18 protein-coding genes are annotated in these 19,850 nt (G+C 70.3%); 6 read left to right on the forward strand and 12 right to left on the reverse strand.

What is annotated here, in order from left to right; genetic code table 11:
- Positions 1-51: 51 nt before the first annotated feature.
- Genes AB0F52_RS26785 through AB0F52_RS26795 form a run of 3 tightly spaced genes read right to left on the reverse strand, consistent with a single transcriptional unit; the run spans position 52 to position 2,565 of the window.
- On the reverse strand, positions 52-702 hold the full coding sequence (locus AB0F52_RS26785; RefSeq protein ID WP_360176518.1) for a TetR family transcriptional regulator: 651 nt from the start codon (positions 700-702) through the stop codon (positions 52-54).
- A gap of 10 nt (positions 703-712) precedes the next feature.
- A complete protein-coding gene (locus AB0F52_RS26790; RefSeq protein ID WP_103342002.1) occupies positions 713-1,141 on the reverse strand; it encodes a PGPGW domain-containing protein in 429 nt (142 codons plus the stop codon).
- A complete protein-coding gene (locus AB0F52_RS26795) occupies positions 1,120-2,565 on the reverse strand; it encodes a serine hydrolase domain-containing protein (RefSeq protein ID WP_360176522.1) in 1,446 nt (481 codons plus the stop codon). The genes AB0F52_RS26790 and AB0F52_RS26795 overlap by 22 nt, the downstream gene beginning before the upstream one ends.
- A gap of 154 nt (positions 2,566-2,719) precedes the next feature.
- Between AB0F52_RS26795 and AB0F52_RS26800 the strand changes: the two genes are divergently transcribed.
- A complete protein-coding gene (locus AB0F52_RS26800; protein ID WP_360176525.1) occupies positions 2,720-3,319 on the forward strand; it encodes a dihydrofolate reductase family protein in 600 nt (199 codons plus the stop codon).
- A gap of 63 nt (positions 3,320-3,382) precedes the next feature.
- Positions 3,383-4,612 carry a DUF222 domain-containing protein gene (locus tag AB0F52_RS26805; RefSeq protein WP_360176528.1) on the forward strand — a complete coding sequence of 410 codons (1,230 nt, stop codon included), beginning with the start codon at positions 3,383-3,385 and terminating at the stop codon, positions 4,610-4,612.
- A gap of 135 nt (positions 4,613-4,747) precedes the next feature.
- On the opposite strand, the gene AB0F52_RS26810 is transcribed toward AB0F52_RS26805, so the two are convergent.
- Complete coding sequence (locus tag AB0F52_RS26810; protein WP_360176531.1) at positions 4,748-5,335, reverse strand: FMN reductase; 588 nt, start codon at positions 5,333-5,335, stop codon at positions 4,748-4,750.
- Positions 5,332-6,432, reverse strand: coding sequence for an LLM class flavin-dependent oxidoreductase (locus tag AB0F52_RS26815; protein ID WP_360176534.1), 1,101 nt, complete (start codon positions 6,430-6,432; stop codon positions 5,332-5,334). The genes AB0F52_RS26810 and AB0F52_RS26815 overlap by 4 nt, the downstream gene beginning before the upstream one ends.
- 107 nt (positions 6,433-6,539) lie before the next feature.
- On the opposite strand from AB0F52_RS26815, the gene AB0F52_RS26820 reads away from it, so the two are divergent.
- The 3 genes from AB0F52_RS26820 to AB0F52_RS26830 all read left to right on the forward strand — a co-directional run bounded on the left by AB0F52_RS26820 (position 6,540) and on the right by AB0F52_RS26830 (position 12,735).
- The gene (locus AB0F52_RS26820) at positions 6,540-8,036 is read left to right on the forward strand and encodes a hypothetical protein (RefSeq protein WP_360176537.1); all 1,497 of its coding nucleotides are present in this window, start codon (positions 6,540-6,542) and stop codon (positions 8,034-8,036) included.
- A 134-nt stretch (positions 8,037-8,170) separates the two neighbouring features.
- Complete coding sequence (locus AB0F52_RS26825; protein WP_360176540.1) at positions 8,171-10,222, forward strand: DNA topoisomerase IV subunit B; 2,052 nt, start codon at positions 8,171-8,173, stop codon at positions 10,220-10,222.
- Between the two features lie 29 nt (positions 10,223-10,251).
- Positions 10,252-12,735, forward strand: a complete 2,484-nt coding sequence (locus AB0F52_RS26830) for a DNA topoisomerase (ATP-hydrolyzing) (protein ID WP_360176543.1) — start codon at positions 10,252-10,254, stop codon at positions 12,733-12,735.
- Between the two features lie 45 nt (positions 12,736-12,780).
- On the opposite strand, the gene AB0F52_RS26835 is transcribed toward AB0F52_RS26830, so the two are convergent.
- Both AB0F52_RS26835 and AB0F52_RS26840 read right to left on the reverse strand, forming a co-directional pair.
- Positions 12,781-14,052: a ThuA domain-containing protein gene (locus AB0F52_RS26835; RefSeq protein ID WP_360176546.1), complete on the reverse strand. Its 1,272-nt coding sequence runs from the start codon at positions 14,050-14,052 to the stop codon at positions 12,781-12,783.
- Positions 14,053-14,080: 28 nt separating this feature from the next.
- Positions 14,081-15,910, reverse strand: a complete 1,830-nt coding sequence (locus AB0F52_RS26840) for a glycoside hydrolase family 3 N-terminal domain-containing protein (protein ID WP_360176549.1) — start codon at positions 15,908-15,910, stop codon at positions 14,081-14,083.
- 153 nt (positions 15,911-16,063) lie between these two features.
- Here AB0F52_RS26840 and AB0F52_RS26845 point away from each other — a divergent pair, with 153 nt between their 5' ends.
- Positions 16,064-16,555: a DUF664 domain-containing protein gene (locus tag AB0F52_RS26845; RefSeq protein WP_360176552.1), complete on the forward strand. Its 492-nt coding sequence runs from the start codon at positions 16,064-16,066 to the stop codon at positions 16,553-16,555.
- On the opposite strand, the gene AB0F52_RS26850 is transcribed toward AB0F52_RS26845, so the two are convergent.
- The 5 genes from AB0F52_RS26850 to AB0F52_RS26870 form a co-directional block, all read right to left on the reverse strand.
- Positions 16,552-17,052, reverse strand: a complete 501-nt coding sequence (locus tag AB0F52_RS26850) for a YbaB/EbfC family nucleoid-associated protein (protein ID WP_360176555.1) — start codon at positions 17,050-17,052, stop codon at positions 16,552-16,554. The two genes, AB0F52_RS26845 and AB0F52_RS26850, sit on opposite strands and share 4 nt — an antisense overlap.
- Complete coding sequence (locus tag AB0F52_RS26855) at positions 17,049-17,432, reverse strand: YbaB/EbfC family DNA-binding protein (RefSeq protein ID WP_285988645.1); 384 nt, start codon at positions 17,430-17,432, stop codon at positions 17,049-17,051. Before AB0F52_RS26855 ends, AB0F52_RS26850 begins: the two co-directional genes overlap by 4 nt.
- Before the next feature lie 3 nt (positions 17,433-17,435).
- Complete coding sequence (locus AB0F52_RS26860; RefSeq protein WP_360176558.1) at positions 17,436-18,566, reverse strand: NlpC/P60 family protein; 1,131 nt, start codon at positions 18,564-18,566, stop codon at positions 17,436-17,438.
- Positions 18,563-18,907, reverse strand: a complete 345-nt coding sequence (locus tag AB0F52_RS26865) for a hypothetical protein (protein ID WP_360176561.1) — start codon at positions 18,905-18,907, stop codon at positions 18,563-18,565. The genes AB0F52_RS26860 and AB0F52_RS26865 overlap by 4 nt, the downstream gene beginning before the upstream one ends.
- A 166-nt stretch (positions 18,908-19,073) precedes the next feature.
- The gene (locus AB0F52_RS26870) at positions 19,074-19,820 is read right to left on the reverse strand and encodes a thioredoxin domain-containing protein (protein ID WP_360176739.1); all 747 of its coding nucleotides are present in this window, start codon (positions 19,818-19,820) and stop codon (positions 19,074-19,076) included.
- Positions 19,821-19,850: the final 30 nt, after the last annotated feature.

The raw sequence follows: 19,850 nt of genomic DNA on the forward strand, positions 1-19,850 counted from the left end.
TCGGGATTTCCGGTGCGGCCATTCCGCGGCTTTCGGCCGCGTTGGCGGCCCTCACCCCTGCCGTGCGACCAGCCCCACCAGCAGGTTCGTCAGGCCCTCGGCCAGCCCGAACACCGGCGGCTCGTCCCGCTCGGCGGCCGCCACGGCCGCCGTCGGGTGCGCCGCCGGCCACGAGCCCGACACCAGGACCACCACCCCGTGGGCGAAGTGCCGGGCCGCTTCCGCCGGCAGCTCCGGCACCCGGACCCGCACCAGCTCGCCCAGCCGCCCGGTGTTCGCGGCGGCCCGGCGTTTGAAGCTGCGGGCGAACTCCACCGGGATGTTGCGCTCCAGCACCGGCGCCATGGAACTGAGCAGCTCGCACAGCACCGGCTGCCCGGCGAGCGTCGCCGCGATCGTGCCGGCGATCCGCTCCTCACGGGCGAACCCGGGCTCCGCCGGGCCCGGCTCGCCGAGCGCCTCGGCCAGGTCGTCGAGCCAAGCGGTCCACGCGCCGTCGAGGACTTCCAGGAAGATCGCTTCGCGGCTGTCGAAGTACCGGAGCACATTGGACTTCGCCAGCCCCACCCGGCAGCTGAGCTCCCGCAGGCTGATTTCGGCGACCGGCCGCTCGGCGAGCAGCTCCCGCGCGACGGCGAGGATGACCCGCCGGCGCGCCTCGATCTGTTCGGGACGGCGGGCGCGCTGGAATCCGGCGCTCATGGCGCCGAGGCTACCGATCGGTGGAAGCCTTCGTCCCGCTCTCCCGGCGCGACTTGACCCGGTGGTAGCTCCAGCCCAGCAGCGCGAACAGGATCACCGACGACAGGATCAGGCTCGACCCGGTGCTCCAGCCGCTGAACGGCAGCGACTTCACCGTGCCCCAGACGATCCCCGCCGCCAGCAGCGCCAGCCCGGCCAGCACCGAGCCGGCGATGCGCAACGGCGACGACACGCTGTCCTCCGCCGCCTTCATCGCGCGGTCGCGCACCGGGTCGACGTACCGCTCGAGCGCCGGGAACTCCGAGGCCAGCAGCAGCAACCCGGCGAGCACGAGCAGCAGCCCGGGGCCGGGCAGCACGAGCAGCAGCACCCCGACCACCAGCAGGATGGCACCGGCCACCACGACCAGGACCCGCTTCATCCGCTTTCCGAGCCCCACGCGACCACTCCTGTCGTTTCGGCCGATTCTTCCCGTCGCGGCCGCTGTCTGCCACTCACGAGTGCCCATACCCGCGCGGCGGCCACCACTAACGCGCAGAGCGTCGCCGAACCCAGCCAGCCGACGACGCCCGGCCAGACGTACAGGATCTGCCCGAACGTGCCCCGCCGACCGGCGAAGACGGCCCCCATCAGGTCCGGCAGCAGCACCAGGACCACGCCGGGCACCAGGCAGGGCAGCAACCGGAGCCCCGCGCGCCACGGGCTCTTCCGCCGCGCGGCCCACCGGCGCGCGTGGACGACGCCGAGGGCGGCGAGCAGCACCGAAAGCAGGATCAGCCCGGCGAGCACCCGGTCCGCGACCACCCCGGCGGGCAGCGCGAGCTCCGGCGAACCACCCCGGACCAGGGTGGCCAGGCCCTGCGCCAGCGTCTCCGCGTCGTTGTCCAGCGCCATGCCGGTGGTCGCGATCACGGCGATGCCGTGGCCGTCCGGCAGCAGGACCTGCGCGGCGGTGTGGCTGAACCAGTCGCCGGAGTGGGACAGCTGTCCCGGCGGATCGGCACGCCACCCGAAGGCGTAGTCGCGCCCGGGTGCCGGGGTGTGCGCCAGCGCGACCGACGACGGCGACAGGACCCCACCGCCGTCACGCTGCGCGATCAGCCACCGCGCCAGGTCCTCGGCGGTGGTCAGCACGCCGTGGCTGCCACCGGTGAACCAGGCGCGCTCGGCCACCGGGATCTCGAACCCGAACGCCCGCACGTAGCCCGGCGAGAGGTCCGCGGGCGGCTCGTCCACGGTCGTGCTCGACGCCATCCCGAGCGGCTGGAACAGCCGCGTCCGCAGGTAGGTCTCGAACGGCTGCCCGGCGACGACCTCGACGATCCGGGCGGCGACCTCGTAGTTCGGGTTGTGGTAGTGGAACCGCGCGCCCGGCTCGTCGGCTAGTTCGGCGTCCTTCAGCCGCGTGACGGCCTCGGCGAGGGTGTGCGGCTGCGGCAGCTTCAGGTCGGGGAACGCCGAGTCGGCCATCCCGGACGTCTGGTCCAGCAGCATCCGGACGGTGATCTTCGCGCCACGCGGGTCGGCGAGCCGGAAGTCCGCCAGGTACCGCGTCACCGGCTCGTCCAGCCCCAGCCGGCCCGCTTCGGCGAGCTGCAGGACCGCGAAGGCCGTCATGGACTTGCTCACCGACGCGATCGGCAGCCGGGTCGACGCCGTGAGCGGCGTGCCCGCGGCGTCGTGCCCGTAGCCGGCGACGCGGACGACGTCCGTGCCGTGGGTGACCGCGACCGTGGCGCCGGGCAGGCCGGCGTGGTCCAGGTAAGCGCGGACGTAGCTGTCGATGTCCCGGGGCGCGGCCGCGTCCGCCGGGGTGGCGGTGGCCAGCAGGAGGGCCGCCAGCACGAGGAGGAGCCTTGTCATGGCGGTGAAGGTAGGCGGCGCGGGATGGCGGCCGCTGCTGCCGGACGATCGGGTCGGCCCCCTACTTTCGGCAGCTCCTTGACGAGCCGACGCAGCTTCCTTATATTCAACCCACTGGTTGATAAACCGCTTGGTTGATCAGGAGGTGCGGCTCATGCCGGACGTGGTGGCGAGCTTCTGCACGTCGCTCGACGGGTTCGTGGCCCGGCCCGACGACAGCGTCGGACCGCTCTTCGACTGGTACCAGGCCGGAGAGGTCGAGGTACCGATGGTGGGCTACCCGATGACGTTCCGCGTCGCCCCCGCCAGCGCGGAGTACCTGGGCACGTTCCTCGATTCGGTGCGCCACAGCGCTTTCGTCTGCGGCCGCCGGGTGTTCGAGCACACCCACGGCTGGGGCGGCCGTCCCCCGGGCGGCGGCGCGGCGTTCGTCGTGACCCACCGGCCACCACCGGCCGACTGGCCCGCGGACCACTTGGCACCCTTCACGTTTTGCGCGGACATCACGAGCGCGATCGAAAAAGCCAAGGCGGCCGGCGACGGAACGGTGGGCGTTTCCGGGCCGTCGATCGCCCAGCAGTGCTTGAACCTCGGCCTGCTCGACGAGGTGCGGATCGACCTGGTTCCGGTGCTGCTCGGCACCGGCGTGCGGTACTTCGAGGACTCCGGCACCGGGAACGCCGAGCTGGAGCAGGTGGAAGTCGTTTCGGGGCAAGGGGTTACGCATTTGCGGTATCGGGTTCACTACCGCTGATCCCGGTTGGACACCACCTGATCGTGTGATGAACTCATGTTCGATGCTCGGTAATCTTGAGCTATGTCCGACAACGCGGCTCTCTCCTCCGACGCGGTGGCCATCGCCGACCGCATCGGTGAGCTGCTCGCGTGCATGCGCTCCGCCGAAGCCGAACTTGGTGCCCTGCTGGTGGAAATCGAACAGCGTGGGGTGATGGAGCTGTTCGGCTACCGCTCTGTCGCTCGGCTGTTGGAGCATCTCGGCGATGTTCCCAAGCAGGCCGGCGAACGGATGATGAAACGCGCCCGCGCCCTCAGCCCGGGCCGGAATCTCGACGGCAGCCTGATTCCCGCTTTGGCGCCCGCGACGGGTGTTGCCGCGCGGGCGGGGCGGTTGAGCACCCCGATGATCGATGTGATCACCGGAGTGCTCACCCAAGTCCCGCCCGAGCATCACGCGAACGTCGAAGGCGACCTTCTGACTTTCGCCGCCGATGCCGGACACAGACAGGTCGCGGCCCTCGGCGCTCGCATCCTCGCCCACTTGAACCCTGACGGCGCCGAACCGGACGACACCGAACCTGCCATCCCGCCCCGGGAACTGTTCTTTCGTCGCAAGCGCTCCGGGGTCTGGGAGTTGAACGGCAGGTTCGACGACGAGACCGGCACCCGCGCCAGCGCCCTACTCGATACGCTCGCCGAACGCCGCACCAGCGACGACGGCCCCGACCACCGCACCCTGCCCCAACGCTACGGCGACGCCTTCTCCGACGCGGTCGACCTCGCCCTCAACTCCCCGGCCCTGCCCATGCAGGCCGGGGAACGAGCGCATGTGATGGTCGCGGTGTCGCTAGCCGACCTCAAGACCGGCGTGGGGACGGCCACCCTCGGCGACAGCGGTTCGATGACCGCTGCCGAAGCCCGGGTGCACGCCTGCGACAGCATGCTCATCCCCGCCGTCCTCGGCGACAAGAGCGAACCCCTCCACCTCGGTCGCCTCCGCCGCCTGATCTCTGCTGGGCTCCGCCGGGCCCTGTACCTGCGCGACCGTGGTTGCGCCTTCCCGGGCTGCCATCGGCCGCCACGGCATTGCCAGGGTCACCACGTCCGCCACTGGGCCGACGGCGGACCCACCGACCTCACCAACCTCGTCCTGATGTGCGCCCACCACCACCGGCTCCTGCACCGCTCCGGCTGGGAAGTCCGCATCGCCCCCGACGGCCTCCCCGAATTCCTCCCACCGGTATTCATCGACCGGCGCCGAAAACCCAGACGCAACAACATCCACGAACCGCTCCCATTCGCAGCCTGAACACGGGAAAGGCCCGCAGCCACCCGGCTACGGGCCCACACCCACGACAATCCGGGCCGGCGACCGACTCAGCAGTCGCAGCGCATCGGCAGACCACGCCCATCGACCGTCAGCCGGCTCAACCGCCTGCAGGCTTCACTCGGCCGCCAGCAACTGCTCGAACGGAACGAAATCCGGCTCCCCCGGTACAGCAGGCCGGCCCCCGGCGAGCGCAGCCAACTCCGCCCCCGCCTTCTCGATCCGCCGCTGCAACGCCCCCGAGGCCTCACCACTGCCCCAGTCGGACGAAGCCGCGTACACGCCCGTAGCGACCGGATCCGCCTTCAAATACCCGAACAACGGCCGCAGCTGGTAGTCGAGCACCAGGGAATGCCGTTCCGTCCCGCCCGTGGCCGCGAGCAGCACCGGCTTGCCCACCAGCGAATCCGCGTCCAGCACGTCGAAGAACGACTTGAACAACCCGCTGTAGCCCGCCGTGAACACCGGCGTCACCGCGATCAGCGCGTCCGCGCCGGTCACCGTCTCGATCGCCGTGCGCAGCTGCGGGCTCGGGAAGCCCGTCAGGAGGTTCTTCGTGATGTCCAGCGCGATGTCCCGCAACTCCACCACGGACACCGAGACCGGTTCCCCGGCCGCGGCGACGGTCGCCGCGGCCAGGCGGTCGGCCAGCAGGCGGGTCGATGAAGGCACCGACAGGCCGGCCGTCACCACTGCGAGTTTCATACCGAAGCCTCCATCGAAGCCGCCGCCACCGAAGCCGCCTTCAGGGACGCGTGCGTCGGCGCGTCCGGGACGTGCGCGGGGCGCAGGGAGTCCAGCTCCTTGCGCAGCACCGGGATCACCTGCTCGCCGAGCAGGTCGAGCTGCTCCAGCACCGTCTTCAGCGGCAGGCCCGCGTGGTCCATCAGGAACAGCTGGCGCTGGTAGTCGCCGAAGTTCTCGCGGAAGGTCAGCGTCTTGTCGATGACCTCCTGCGGGCTGCCCACCGTCAGCGGCGTCTGCTCCGTGAACTCCTCCAGGGACGGGCCGTGCCCGTACACCGGTGCGTTGTCGAAGTACGGCCGGAACTCGTTCCACGCGTCCTGGGACTTCGGGCGGATGAACGCCTGGCCGCCCAGGCCGACGATCGCCTGGTCCGCCGATCCGTGGCCGTAGTGCTCGAAGCGCTGGCGGTAGAACGAGATCAGCTGCTGGAAGTGCGACGTCGGCCAGAAGATGTGGTTGGCGAAGAAGCCGTCGCCGTAGTACGCCGCCTGCTCGGCGATCTCCGGGCTGCGGATGGACCCGTGCCAGACGAACGGCGGGACGCCGTCCAGGGGCCGCGGTGTCGACGTGAAGCCCTGCAGCGGGGTGCGGAACTTGCCGGACCAGTCGACGACGTCCTCGCGCCAGAGCCGGCGCAGCAGCGCGTAGTTCTCGATGGCCAGGGGGATGCCCTGGCGGATGTCCTGGCCGAACCACGGGTAGACCGGGCCGGTGTTGCCGCGGCCCATCATGAGGTCGACGCGGCCGTCGGCGAGGTGCTGCAGCATCGCGAAGTCCTCGGCGATCTTCACCGGGTCGTTCGTGGTGATCAGCGTCGTCGACGTCGACAGGATCAGCTTGGACGTCTGCGCCGCGATGTGGCCCAGCATCGTCGTGGGCGACGACGGGACGAACGGCGGGTTGTGGTGCTCGCCGGTCGCGAAGACGTCGAGGCCGACCTCCTCCGCCTTGAGCGCGATGCGGACCATCGCCTTGATCCGCTCGTGCTCGGTCGGCGTGGTTCCGTTCGTGGGATCGGTCGTGACGTCGCCCACCGTGAAGATTCCGAACTGCATGACCTGCTCCCTTCGCGAGCACCATCTTACATGCGCGTTCAACTACTTCCAAGCAAGAGATATTCCGGCCGTCAGGTGCTCCAGGGGCACCGGCTAAGGTCGTGGGCATGGACGCGGAGCTCGCTCGGCTGGGTTTGGCAGAACGTTCGGTACGACTACTCGCCGGTCGCGACATCTGGGCCTCGATCACCCCCTTGCTCGCCCCGCGCCGGAACCTGGTGGCCGCCTTCGGCCACGTCGGTCCCGGCGCGGCGGCCCTGCTGCCGTTGCAACCCGGCGACACGCTGATCACGGACGCGAGCCTGGACACCGTGCTGTCCGGCGCGACGAGCCCGCACGCGCTGCTGCACTGGGTCAAGGCGGGCGTGATCGTGCACTCGCTGCGGGGGCTGAACGCGAAGCTGGTGATCGCGGAGGACGACCCGTCGTTCGTCGTGGTCGGCTCGGCCGACGTCACGGCGGCCGGCCCGCGGCAGCTGTTCGAGGCCGTCACGCTCTCCCACGAGCGGCAGACCGTCGAGGAGGCCCAGGAGGCCTGGCTCGAGTGGTGCGACCTCGCGGGCCCCTCGCTGACCGCCGGTGACCTGGAGCCGCTGCTGGAGCAGTACGGCGCCGGCAAGCCGGTCACGGGCCGCCCCGCGGCGACCCGGCCCGCCGCCGCCCGGCCGGTCGTGACCAGCCGCCCGGTGACGCCGGTCCGGCCCGCGGCCGCGACGCCGCCACCCTCGCCGGTGCGCCCCGCGGCTCCCGCGCCTTCGCCCGTCCGCCCGGCTGCCACGCCGCCCGCTTCCCCGGTGCGTCCCGGCGTACCGGGCGCGGCTCCGTCGGGCGTGATCCGCCCGGGCGTTCCCGGCGGCCCGGCCACGACGTCCGCGGCCCGCCCCGGCGTCCCTGCCGAGGTCGCGAGCCCCGCACAGCCCGCCACGGCCCCGCCGGCCGCCTCCGCCGCCGAGCCGGGCACCACGCGGCCGGAACAGCCGGAACCGGCCATGCCCGCCGCTGCCGAGCCCGGTTCGCCGGCCGGCACCGCGGAACCGGTCGCGGCCGAACCGGAAGCCTCCGAAAGCACCGAAGCACCCGAAGCCCCCGAAGCCACTGACGTGCCCCGGCCGTCCTGGCCGCGGCCGGCCGAGCTGTACCTGGTCAGCCTCGTCGAAGGCGGCGAACCGAACGCCGAGGCCGCGTACCGGCTCGAAGAGCTGCAGCGCGAATACACCCACCCCGGCGAGAACGGCGAATCACCGTTCCGCGTCGAGCTGCTCTGGGCCGACGACGGCCAGGGCCAGGACCCGCCGCGCACGCTCCGGGCGGGTGTGCACGTGATCCCCGTCTACAGCCAGAAGCAGGGCCGCCCCCTCGTCGGGTCGCGGATCGAGGCCCCCGGTCTCGTCCTGCAGGCGTACATCGACGAATTCGCGTACCCCCGCCGGACGTACTGCTACGTCCTGACCCGGCAGTCGGCCGCCAAACCGGCCTTCGGCGACCTCCGCAAGGCCCTCGCCACGATCGGCGAGAAGCCGAACTTCCGGAACAGCTTCCAGGTCCCGCGGAAGATCGAAGCCCTGCTGGGCCTGTGGCCCGACCTGGGCTACGACCCCCGCTGACGGGCGGCGCACGCCACTCCGGGGACGGGAGCGCGCGAAAGTTGTCGGGGTGGGCGGATATCCTGCACTACGGTGCAGGCGAGTCCGCACCACCACCAGCACTTTCGCGAGCCACGATCCGGGAGAACGACCCTGTGACTGCCGAGACCTTGTACGGGGCCGACGACCTGACGCATCTCGAGGGTCTCGAAGCCGTCCGCAAACGACCCGGGATGTACATCGGCTCCACCGACAGCCGGGGCATCAACCACCTCTTCGCGGAGGTGGTGGACAACTCCACGGACGAAGGGGTCGCCGGCCACGCGACGAAGATCGTCGTCACCCTGCACGCCGACGGCAGCGTCCAGGTGGACGACGACGGCCGCGGCATCCCGACCGGCACCCACGCCAAGTCCGGTTTGTCCGGTGTCGAGCTGGTGCTGACGCGCCTGCACGCCGGCGGCAAGTTCGGCGGCTCGGGCTACAAGACCTCCGGCGGCCTGCACGGCGTCGGCGCTTCGGCGGTCAACGCGCTGTCGCACCGCTTCGACGTCACGGTGAAGCAGGACGGCAAGGTCCACCAGATGTCGTTCAAGCACGGCGTCCCGGGCACGTTCGACGCGCCCGGCCCGAAGGCGAAGTTCACCCGCCGGTCCGGGCTGAACCTCACCGGCAAGATGAAGCGCGGCGAGCGCAGCGGCACGTCGATCCGCTACTGGTACGACGCGCGCTACTTCGAGTCCGGCGCGGCGCTCGACGTCGACGGCGTGCGGGCCAAGCTGCGCAACACCGCGTTCCTCGTCCCGGGCGTCACGTACGTGCTGCGCACCGCGATCGAAGACACGATCAACGAGGAAACCTTCCACTTCCCGCACGGCCTGGTCGACATGGTCGACTTCCTCACGCCGTCGGGCGAGAAGCCGGTCTGCGGCACCCTGCTGATCACCGGCGAAGGCACATATAAGGAGAACGCGGCCGACGCGGCCGGCGTCATGCAGTCCAATGTGGAGCGCCACGCCGAGGTCGAGGTCGCGCTGCGCTGGGGCACCGGCTACGAGCGCACGGTCGAGTGCTTCACCAACACGATCCGCAACGTCCACGGCGGCACCCACCGCCGCGGCTTCGACCGCGCGGTGACGAAGGCGCTGCAGGAGGCCATCTCCAAGACCCGCGGGCTGCTCAAGCCCAAGGAGGACATGCCGACCCTCGAGGACGTCCTCGAGGGCATGACGGCCGTGGTGCACGTCCGGCTGCCGGAGCCGCAGTTCACCTCGCAGACCAAGGACGAGCTGTCCACCGCCGGGATCACCCGGGTCCTGCAGGCCATCGTCGACAAGCACGTCAAGGCCTGGACCGAGGATCGCAAGACCAAGTCCGAGGCGAAGGTCGTGCTGCAGAAGGTGGTCGACGCCTCCCGCGTCCGGCTCACGCAGAAGCAGCAGAAGGACGCCGCCCGGCGCAAGACCGCCCTGGAAGGCGCGGCGATGCCGCCGAAGCTGGTCGACTGCCGCACCACCGGCGTCGCCCGCAGCGAGCTGTTCCTGGTCGAGGGCGACAGCGCGCTGGGGTCGGCGCGGATGGCGCGCGTCTCGGAGTACCAGGCGCTGCTGCCGCTGCGCGGCAAGATCCTGAACGTCCAGAAGGCGTCGCTGGGCGACACGCTGAAGAACGCCGAGATCGCGTCGATCGTCCAGGTGCTCGGCGCGGGCACCGGGCGCACGTTCGACCTCTCGACCATGCGCTACGGCCGGGTGATCCTGATGGCGGACGCCGATGTGGACGGCTCGCACATCCGCACGCTGCTGATCACGCTGTTCGCGAAGTACATGCGCCCGGTGATCGAGGACGGCCGGCTGTACGCGGCGATGCCGCCGCTGCACAAGCTCGTCACGAAGGGCCGCAACCCGGAAACGCACTTCACGTACACGCAGCAGGAGATGGAGACGAAGTTCGCCGAGCTGGAGCGGGCGGGCAAGAGCATCGTCACCCCGGTGCCGCGGTTCAAGGGTCTCGGCGAGATGGACGCCGACGAGCTGTGGGAGACCACGATGAACCCGGCCACCCGCTCGGTCCGCCGCATCACCATGGACGACGTCGAAGCCGCCGAAGGCGCGCTGGAACTGCTGATGGGCGAGAAGGTCGAGCCCCGGCGGAACTGGCTGGTCGCCTCTTCGGACCGGATCGACCGCGAAGCCATCGACGCCTGAGTTTTTCGTAGCTACCAAGGAGTTCTGCCGTGGCACGCCGCAAGGGCACCACCACCAAGGTCGATCCGAGCGCGTTCGACGCCGCCGGGGCGCAGGTCTTCGAGAACCCGCTGAAGACCGAGATCGAAGACTCCTACCTGGAGTACGCGTATTCGGTCATCCACTCGCGCGCCCTGCCGGACGCGCGGGACGGGCTCAAGCCGGTGCACCGCCGGATCCTGTACTCGATGAACGAGAACGGCTACCGCCCGACGCACGCGTACGTGAAGTCGTCGCGCGTGGTCGGTGACGTGATGGGCAAGTACCACCCGCACGGCGACGTCGCGATCTACGACGCGATGGTGCGGCTGGCGCAGGACTTCTCGCTGAACGTCCCGCTGATCGACGGCCACGGCAACTTCGGCTCCCCCGACGACGGCCCGGCCGCCAGCCGGTACACCGAAGCCCGGATGTCGCCCGAGGCGATGCAGCTGGTCGGCGAGCTCGGCGAGGACACCGTCGACTTCCGGCCGAACTACGACGGTTCGCTCGAAGAGCCGTCCGTGCTGCCCGCGGCGTTCCCGAACCTGCTGGTCAACGGCACGTCCGGGATCGCGGTCGGGATGGCGACCAACATGATCCCGCACAACCTCGGCGAGGTCGTCGCCGCGGCGCGGTGGCTGATCACGCACCCGTCGGCGACGCTCGACAAGCTGATGGAGTTCGTCCCCGGCCCCGACCTGCCGACCGGCGGCAAGCTGCTGGGCCTCGACGAGGTCCGCCGTGCTTACGAGACCGGCCGCGGTGTGGTCCGGATGCGCGCGAGCGTCGAAACCGGGCCCCTGGAGGGCAGCCGCGGGCGGCAGGCGATCACCGTCACCGAGCTGCCCTACGGCGTCGGCCCGGAAAAGGTGATCGAGAAGATCACTGACGAGGTCAACAAGTCCAAGCGGCTCACCGGCATCGCCGACGTCAAGGACCTCACCGACCGCGAGAACGGCACGCGGCTGGTGATCGAGTGCAAGGTCGGCGTCAACCCGCAGGCGCTGCTGGCCGACCTCTACCGGCTGACGCCGCTGGAGCAGTCGTTCGGCATCAACAACCTGGTCCTCGTCGACGGCCAGCCGCAGACCCTGGGCCTGAAGGAACTCCTGGAGGTCTTCCTCCGTCACCGCTACGACGTCGTCACGCGGCGCACGAAGTACCGGCGCCGCAAGCGCGAAGAGCGGCTGCACCTGGTCGACGGCCTGCTGATCGCGCTGCTGAACATCGACAAGGTGATCAAGCTCATCCGCGAAAGCGAGAACGCGCAGGCCGCGAAGGACGGCCTGATGACGCGCTTCAAGCTGTCGGAGATCCAGGCGACGTACATCCTGGACACGCCGCTGCGCCGCCTCACGAAGTACGACCGGCTGGAGCTGGAGTCGGAGCAGGAGCGGCTGCGCGAGGAGATCGCGGAGCTGTCCAAGATCCTCGACGACGAGTCGGTGCTGAAGAAGCTCGTCTCGGCGGAGCTGGCGAAGGTCGCGAAGGACTTCACGACCGAGCGCCGCACCGCGCTGATCGACGGCGACCTCAAGGAGGTCCTGGCCGCGTCGAAGCCGTCCGGGCCCCTCGAAGTCGCGGACGACCCGTGCCAGGTGATCCTGTCGGCAACCGGGCTGGTGGCGCGCACCGCCGCCGAGTCCGAGGAAGCGACAGAGACGCGCCGCCGCAACGGCCGTGTGAAACACGACGCGGTGGCGGCCCTGGTCCACACGACCGCGCGCGGGCAGGTCCTGCTGGTGACCAGCCGCGGCCGGGCGTTCAAGACCGACGTGCTGCCACTCCCGGTGCTGCCCGAGCAGGCCGGCACGGTCTCGCTGCGCGGCGGCATGGCGGCGAAGGAACTGGTGCCGCTGGAGAAGGGCGAGACGGTCGTCGGGATCGCGCCGCTGGGCGAGCAGGCGGCGGCTTCGCCGGGCCTGGCGCTCGGCACGAAGGCCGGTGTCGTGAAGATCTGTTCGCCGGAGTGGCCGGTCCGCTCGGACGAGTTCGAGGTGATCTCGTTGAAGGACGGTGACGAAGTCGTCGGCGCGACCTGGCTGACGGACGGCTCGGAGACGCTGGCGTTCGTGTCGTCGGAGGCGTCGCTGCTGAAGTACCCGGCGTCCCTGGTCCGCCCGCAGGGTCTCAAGGGCGGCGGAATGGCGGGCATCAACGTGGGTTCGGGCTCGGTGGTGTTCTTCGGCGCGGTCCGCACGGACGACGACGAGCACGGCGAGCCGATGGTGATCACCGCGACGGGCCAGAGCGTGAAGGTGACACCGTTCAGCGAGTACCCGGCCAAGGGCCGCGCGACGGGCGGCGTCCGGGCGCAGCGGTTCCTCAAGGGCGAAGCGGAGCTGCGGGTGGCGTGGATCGGCCCGCGCCCGGCGGGCGCGGCCCGCAACGGCGACCCGGTGGAACTCCCGGAGATCGACGTCCGCCGCGACGGCTCGGGCCACCCCCACCCCGGCCCGGACGTGGTGGGCCACCTCATCGAACGCGGCTGATCCGAGCGGGGCCACCTCGGTGGGTGGCCCCGCCCCGGACCCCGGCTAGCCGACCTTGAACGACTGAGCGGCGCTGCCGCTGCAGGCCGCCTGGACCAGCTGGACACTGTCCGCCGTCGCCGAGCCCGGCACGGTCAGGCACTTGCCGCTGTGGCGGGCGGCGAAGTGGTAGTAGCCGCCGCCCTCGGGCACCGGCTGCCACTGCTGGTTGCCGCCGCCGCTGTAGGACCACAGCTGTAGCCCGGCGTTGTCCGCGGTCGAGACGTCGGTGACGTCGATGACCTCGGCGGTGTTCGTCCGGTTGTTGATCCGGTCGTAGCCGCCGCCGGCCGGGGCGAACTGGTACTGCTGGGCCGCGGTGCCGTTGCAGGTGTACTGCTGGATCACCGTGCCGTTGGCGCTGCCGGCCGCGCGGGCGTCGACGCACTTGCCGGACGCCTTGTTCGTCACGGCGTAGAAGGCCGCGGGGTCGATCGTGCCCGGGTCGGTCGGCCCGGTCGAGCCGCCGCCGAGCCACTTCAGGCCGTCGAGCACGAACCGGTTCTGGTCGGCGCTCTCGAACGTCGACGACAGCGCCGTGTTCGTCTCGTAGTTCATCGCGTTGTGGCCGAAGTTGGCGTAGAGCATCTTGTAGTTCTTGTTCGTCCACGCGATCGGGTAGTAGCCGCTGTACCAGGTCTGGCTCGGGTCGGTGCCGATCGGGAAGGTGCCCTGGTCCATCGACGCCAGGACGGTGATGTTGCCGTTCTGGCGCAGGTCGTTCTGCCAGGCGTACCACTCCGACGTCGACGACCGGATCGTCGCCGGCAGGTTCGCCGTCGACGGGTGCGTGCGGTTCTCGATCTTCAGCGTCTCCGGGGTCGGGCCCCACGTGTTCGACGTGAACCGGCCGGTGCCGAGGAAGTCGTTGTGGAACCAGTTCGCGTACGACGGCGTCGAGCTGTCGTTGTAGGCGGTGACGTGGAAGCCGAAGAACCCGCCGCCGGCCTGCATGTACCGCTGGAAGCCCTGGAACTGGGCCTGCGACTGCGGCTGGTCGTCGAGGAACAGCACCACCTGGTACTGGTCCGGGGTGAGGGTGGTGAGCTGGTTCCAGTTGGTCGTCGCGGTGTAGGTGAACCCGTTGGCCGCCGCCTGCTGCGGGAACCAGACGTTCGCTTCCTTCTCGAAGCTGATGTGCGCGGCGTCGTACGTGCCGCTGTAGAACGCCAGGACCTTGAACGGGGTGGCGGCCTGCACGGGCGGACCACCCAGGCTCAGCCCGAGGCAGGCGGCGAAGAACGCCAGGACCCGGATCAGCGGACGGCGGGATCTCATGGGCGGACCTTTCCGTGGGGGACGGGGATCACCAGGGGCGGTGCGGGTACCGCAGGCCGAAGCCGAACGGGAACAGCGCGGGCAGCTCGGCACCGACGTTGATCGGCTGCTGGTCGGCGCTGCGCATCCAGGTCACCGGCAGCTTGCCGGTGGGGTTGTAGTCGCCGAAGAGGACGTCGGCGACGCCCTGTCCTTCGCTGCCCGGTAGCCACGATTCGACCAGCCCGGCCCAGTCCGGCAGCTGCGCGGCGATGTCGAGCGGGCGCCCGGACACCAGCACGACCACCGTCGGCACGCCGGAGTCCTTCAGCTTCTGGAGTGTGGCGAGGTCGGTGGCGTCCAGCCCCATCCCCTGGGGACGGTCGCCCTTGCCTTCGGCGTACGGCGTCTCCCCCACGACCGCGACGGCGACGTCGTAGCTCTTGTCGATCCCCGTGCCGTCCTTCGCGAAGGTGACCTTCGCGGACTTCTGCTGGATGCCCTGCAGGATGGTGGTGCCCGGGATGACCGGGCCGCTGGTGCCCTGCCAGCCGACCGTCCAGCCGCCGGACTGGTTGCCGAGGTCGTCGGCGTTCTTGCCGGCCAAGAAGACCTTGCCGCGCTTCGAAAGCGGCAGGACACGCCCCTCGTTCTTCAGCAGCACCTGGGATTGCCGCACAGCCTGGCGCGCCAGGTCGCGGTGCGGCTTGCTGCCGATCGTGGCCAGGAACCGCCGGTCGGTCAGCGGGTGCTCGAACAGGCCGAGCTCGAACTTCTTGGTGAGGATGCGGCGGTTGGCGTCGTCGATCCGGGACATCGGCACGCGGCCCTGGTCCACCAGCGACCGCAGCGTGTCGATGAACTTCTGCCACGCGTAGGGCACCATCACCATGTCGATGCCGGCGTTGATCGACGCCTCGACCTCTGCCGGGGTGAAGCCGCTCTGGCCGTCGATCTTGTCGACGCCGTTGTAGTCGGAGACGACGATCCCGGTGAACCCGAGTTCCTTCTTGAGGACGTCGTTGATCAGGTAGGAGCCGGCGTGCATCTTGACACCGTTCCAGCTGCTGTAGGAGATCATCACCGAGCCGACACCGCGCTGGATCGCGGCCTTGAACGGCGGGAGGTGGATCGCGCGCAGCTCCTGCTCGCTGATCTCGGTGTTGCCTTCGTTGACGCCGCCGGTGGTGCCGCCGTCGCCGACGTAGTGCTTGGCGGTGGCCATGACCGAGCCGGGCCGGTTCAGCGCGTTTCCTTGCAGGCCGGTGATGATCGACGTCATCTGCGTGGCTAGCTGCGGAACTTCGCCGAAGGATTCGTAGGTCCGGCCCCAGCGGTCGTTGCGGGCGACGCACAGGCAGGGCGCGAAGTCCCAGTCGATCCCGGTGCCGGAGACCTCTTCCGCGGTGGCGCGCCCGATCTTCTCGACCAGCCGCGGATCGCGCGTCGCGCCGAGGCCGATGTTGTGCGGGAACACGGTGGCTCCGTAGAGGCCGTTGTGGCCGTGGACGGCGTCGACACCGTAGATCAGCGGAATGCCCAGCGGCGTGGCGAGCGCGGCCTTCTGGAAGCCGTCGTACATGTCGGCCCAGGTGACGGGCGTGTTCGGGGTCGGCTGCGAGCTGCCACCGGAGAGCAGCGAGCCGAGCCGCCCGGTGGTCACGTCCGCCGGGCCGCTGACCCCGAGCCGTTCGGCCTGCATCATCTGACCGAGCTTGTCGTCGAGGGACATCCGGCCCAGCAGGTCGGCCACCCGCACCTTGACCGGCCGCCAGGAGTCCTTGTAGGCCGGGCCGTTCCCGGCCAGTGCGGGTGTTTCCGACGTCAGCAGCAACGCAAGAGCCAGCGCGCCGATGCCCAGCCTGCGTCCGAGGCGCATCCGGGTCCTCCTCGTCGAGAGACCAAAATTCACGCCTTGAATTAATACATAGCCGTTGACGGTTGGTCCAGACCTCTGCGCGAACTCGGTTGCCGCTCAGCGGGATTGCGCTTCCGGTCAGGAACTGGCCTATTTCGGTTCTACGGTGTGCTCATGACCCGCGAACACGAAGACCTCCTGGACCTGCTGGCCGAAGTCCGCAAGCGCTTGCTGATCCCGGCCGGCGACATCTCGGACGCCGACGCGGCCAAGCGCACGACGGTCAGCGACCTGACCCTGGGCGGCTTGATCCGCCACCTGGCCACGGGCGAGCGCCTGTGGCTCCAGATCCTGCGCACGGCCGACGGATCCCTGCCGGACGGCATGCTGGACACGGACCAGTACGCGATGAACGAAACGCTGTCCCACTGGCTGACGGCTTACGCGGAGGCCGCCGCCGCGACGGACGAGTACGTGGCTTCGCTGCCCTCACTGGACGTCGAGGTGCAGCTGCCGACGACACCGTGGTCGCCTCCGGAACCCCAGTTCTGGTCGGCCCGCCGAATCGTCCTGCACCTGATCCACGAGACGGCCCAGCACGCCGGCCACGCGGACATCATCCGCGAATCCCTGGACGGCGCGAACTCCACCGCCCAGCTGGCCTAGCGATCCGAGCGCAGCGAAGCCGGATCAAAGGACTCCCAATAAGCATCCTCGTCCTCGACACTCGCGGCCGGAGCAGCCTCCGGCGACGAAGGTGCCGTCCCCAGCCGTTCGGCCCGCTGCCGCTGGAACTCCTCGACCGTCATGCCCGGGTCGTCGTCCTCGGCGCGGGCCGGCGCCGGCATGCCGGTCATCTGCTCGATCATCGCCGTCATGTCCTCGCCGAGCAGCAAGGCCACCTTGTTGTAGCCGTCCTGGGTCGCCTCGCGCATCGCCGCCTGGGCGATCTCCACCACCAACGGCCCCAGCCGCTCGCCCAGGTCCACCGCCGAGGGGGCCAGCCACAGCCGCAGGAGCTTTCCGCGGGCGTCGACCGTCACCTCGACCTGGCCGTCGAGGTCGTGGGCCGTGCCCGACGCCGACGCGAGCAGTTCCTCCACGCGGGCCATGGCCTCTTCGCGGGCCCGGGCCTGGGCGATCAGCTGGCGGGTCGTGATCACCGCGGTCCCCCACCGTAGGAGTAGGTCTCGGCGTCCGGGTCGTCGTCCGGAATCGGCTCGTAGCCCAGGGTTTCCAGCTGTTCGCGGTCCACGACGGGCGACAGCGCGTGGTACATCCGGTCGCCCGCGCGGCGGGTCGCGCGCTGGGCCAGCTCGAAGATCCGGTCGGCGAGCACCGCGGACCCGTGCCGCAGCTCCGATCGGTGGATCGACACGCCGGTCAGCAACCCGCCCGGCGCCACCTGGACCTCGATGCCGCCGGACGAAGCCTTGCCCACCACCGGACCCGAGCGCGCGAGGCGCGCGGACGCCTCCGCGCCCGCCCGCTCCGCCTGTTCGGCGATCCGCGCGGACGCCAGGTCGATGTCGAATTCAGCCACAGCTCACCCCGTAGGCCGGTAGAAGCCGATGAACGACTGCCCCGCGTTCGTGGTGCGGATCTTGCTGATCTGCACCGGGTCGCCCGCCTCGATCATCTGGCCGTCGCCGATCACCATCGCCACGTGCCCGGACCACACCACGAGGTCGCCGGGCAGCAGCTGGTCGATCGAGGGCACCTCGGCCCCCACCGTCTGCTGCGCCGCCGTCCGCGGCAGCTGCATGCCGGCGTCCTGGTACGAGGTCATGGTCAGCCCGCTGCAGTCGAGGCCGACGCCGCGGGCGGTGCCGCCCCACACGTACGGCACGCCGAGCTGGGAAAGCGCGTTGCGCACGGCCTTCGCCGCGGTTTCGTTCGGCGCCATCACCTGCTTGCCGCCGGGGAGGTTGATCGCGACGCCGCTGCCGGGCTGCGGCGGGATCGCCACCGGCAGCCGCGGCTTGTGGACGGCGCCACCGCCGCCACCGCCGCCACCTCCCCCGCCGCCGCCTCCGCCGTTCGAACCGCCGGAGTACCCGCTGTTGCTGTTGAACGACGACCCGACCTTGGTCGAGGAAGCGGACGCCGAAGACGACGACGTCGTCTGCTCATCGCCACCGAGGCGGGTGCCGATGGCGGTCAGGTCGTTGATCGTCTGCTCGCTGAACGTCGCCGCCTGCCCGGTGAGCTGGCTGATCTTCGTCTGCAGCTTCATCAGGATGTCGCGCGAAGCGGCGCCGCGGCTCTCCGGCGGCTGGATGGTCTTCACCGCTTCCAGCGCCTTCATCGACGCCGCGATCTCCTTGATGATCTGGTCGCGGACCTGGTCGTTCTTGATCTCGCCGACGTGCAGGGTCTCGGCCGCGTCCGCGACGGCCTTCTCGATCTCGGCGCTCTCGTCGAGGAGGTCCTGGACCTCCTTCTCCAGGCTCTGCGACGTCGCCGTGGCGCGGTCGGTCGTCGAGCCGGAGCTGGCCGAAGCCAGCGAGACGCGCTGCTCGGACGCGACGTCGCGGGTGCGGCCCACCGACGTCTGCAGCGCGACGTGCGCGTCCCGCGCGCCGCCGATGGCCGCCGGGTCGTGGCGCAGCTTCTGCGCGAACTGGTTCGTCGTGTCCAGGCCGTGCCGGACGAGCTGGTCGGTGTGCTCGGTCACGCGGAGCCCTGCCCCAGGTCGCCACCGAGCCGCCGGACGACGTCGCCGTGCTCGCCCTCGACCGCCGCGTAGTTGCGATCGGTCTGCCGGGCGGCTTCGCCGACCTGCCCCCAGCCGCCGCCGACGCGGTGCATCTTCTCCTGCAGCGCGCGCATCCGGCCGCTGTAGGCGCCGGAGAAGCCGGACTCGCCGCCCATCTCCGAGAAGCCGTGGCCGCCGAGCGTCACGTGCGGGCCGACGTGCCGCTCCGCGGCTCCCTTGACGTCTTCCCCGAGCGGGTCGACTTCGCGCGCGTACCGCGTGTACGCGCCCTCATCGACGTGAAACCCCGAACCGTCCACTGGCCCTCCCTGTCACCGGAGGTGCGACGTGCGCACGGCACCCCCGGTTCCCTGTGACATCCGGGCTTCGCCCGGGCCGGGGGCTCCGCCACCCGGACCCCCGAAGATGTCATGCGGGAATCAGCCTAGTCCAAGGTCCGTACCCCGGTGGGCGAATTGCCCGGAGTCAGCCGAGGACCTTCGTGAGCCAGTTCGGGTCCTGCCAGGACACGATCTTGCCGTTCGCGGTGACCGTCGGCGTGCCGAAGCCGGTCTGCCCACCGCCGAAGTCCTGCGCCAGTTTCGGGTCGTTCTCGATCTGCTGGAACGCGGTGTTCAGCTGCTGGTCGTAGGTGCCGGCGTTGACCGTCTGGGCGAACTCCGGGTCGGTGATGCCGACGTTCTTGCCGAGCTCGATCAGCTGCGCCTTGTCGTAGCCGCGCTTGCCCTCTTGGGGCTGGTTGGCGAACAGCGCGTCGTGGAACTGGAGGAACTTGCCGGCGTTGGCGGCGGCCAGCGCCGCGTTCGCCGAGTCGAGCGAGTAGCCCGGCGGGCTGGACCGCTCGTTGAGCAGCGGCACCATGTGGTAGCGCACCTGCAGCTTGCCGTCGTTGATCGCCTGCTCGATCTGGCCCTTGTACTGCTTCTCGAACTCGCCGCAGATCGGGCAGAGGAAGTCGGCGTAGACGTCGATCGAGGCCTTGGCGCCGGTCTTCCCCACGATGGCGACCACGCCGTCACGCTTCTGGGTGACATCGCCCGCCAGCGCGCTCGTCGACGCGCCGGGGTTGATCACCTGGCCCTCGGTCTGGTTCCGGTCCGCGATCGTCCAGATCACGCCGCCGATCACGAGCGCGACCACGACGACCACGGCACTGACCCCGATGATCCACTTCCGCCGGTCGCCGGACGCTCCCCTGGCCTGCGCGACCACGTTCGAACCGGCCTGCGCCGCCTGACGGCG

This window comes from Amycolatopsis sp. NPDC024027 (genome assembly GCF_040638975.1).
Classification (GTDB): Bacteria; Actinomycetota; Actinomycetes; order Mycobacteriales; family Pseudonocardiaceae; genus Amycolatopsis.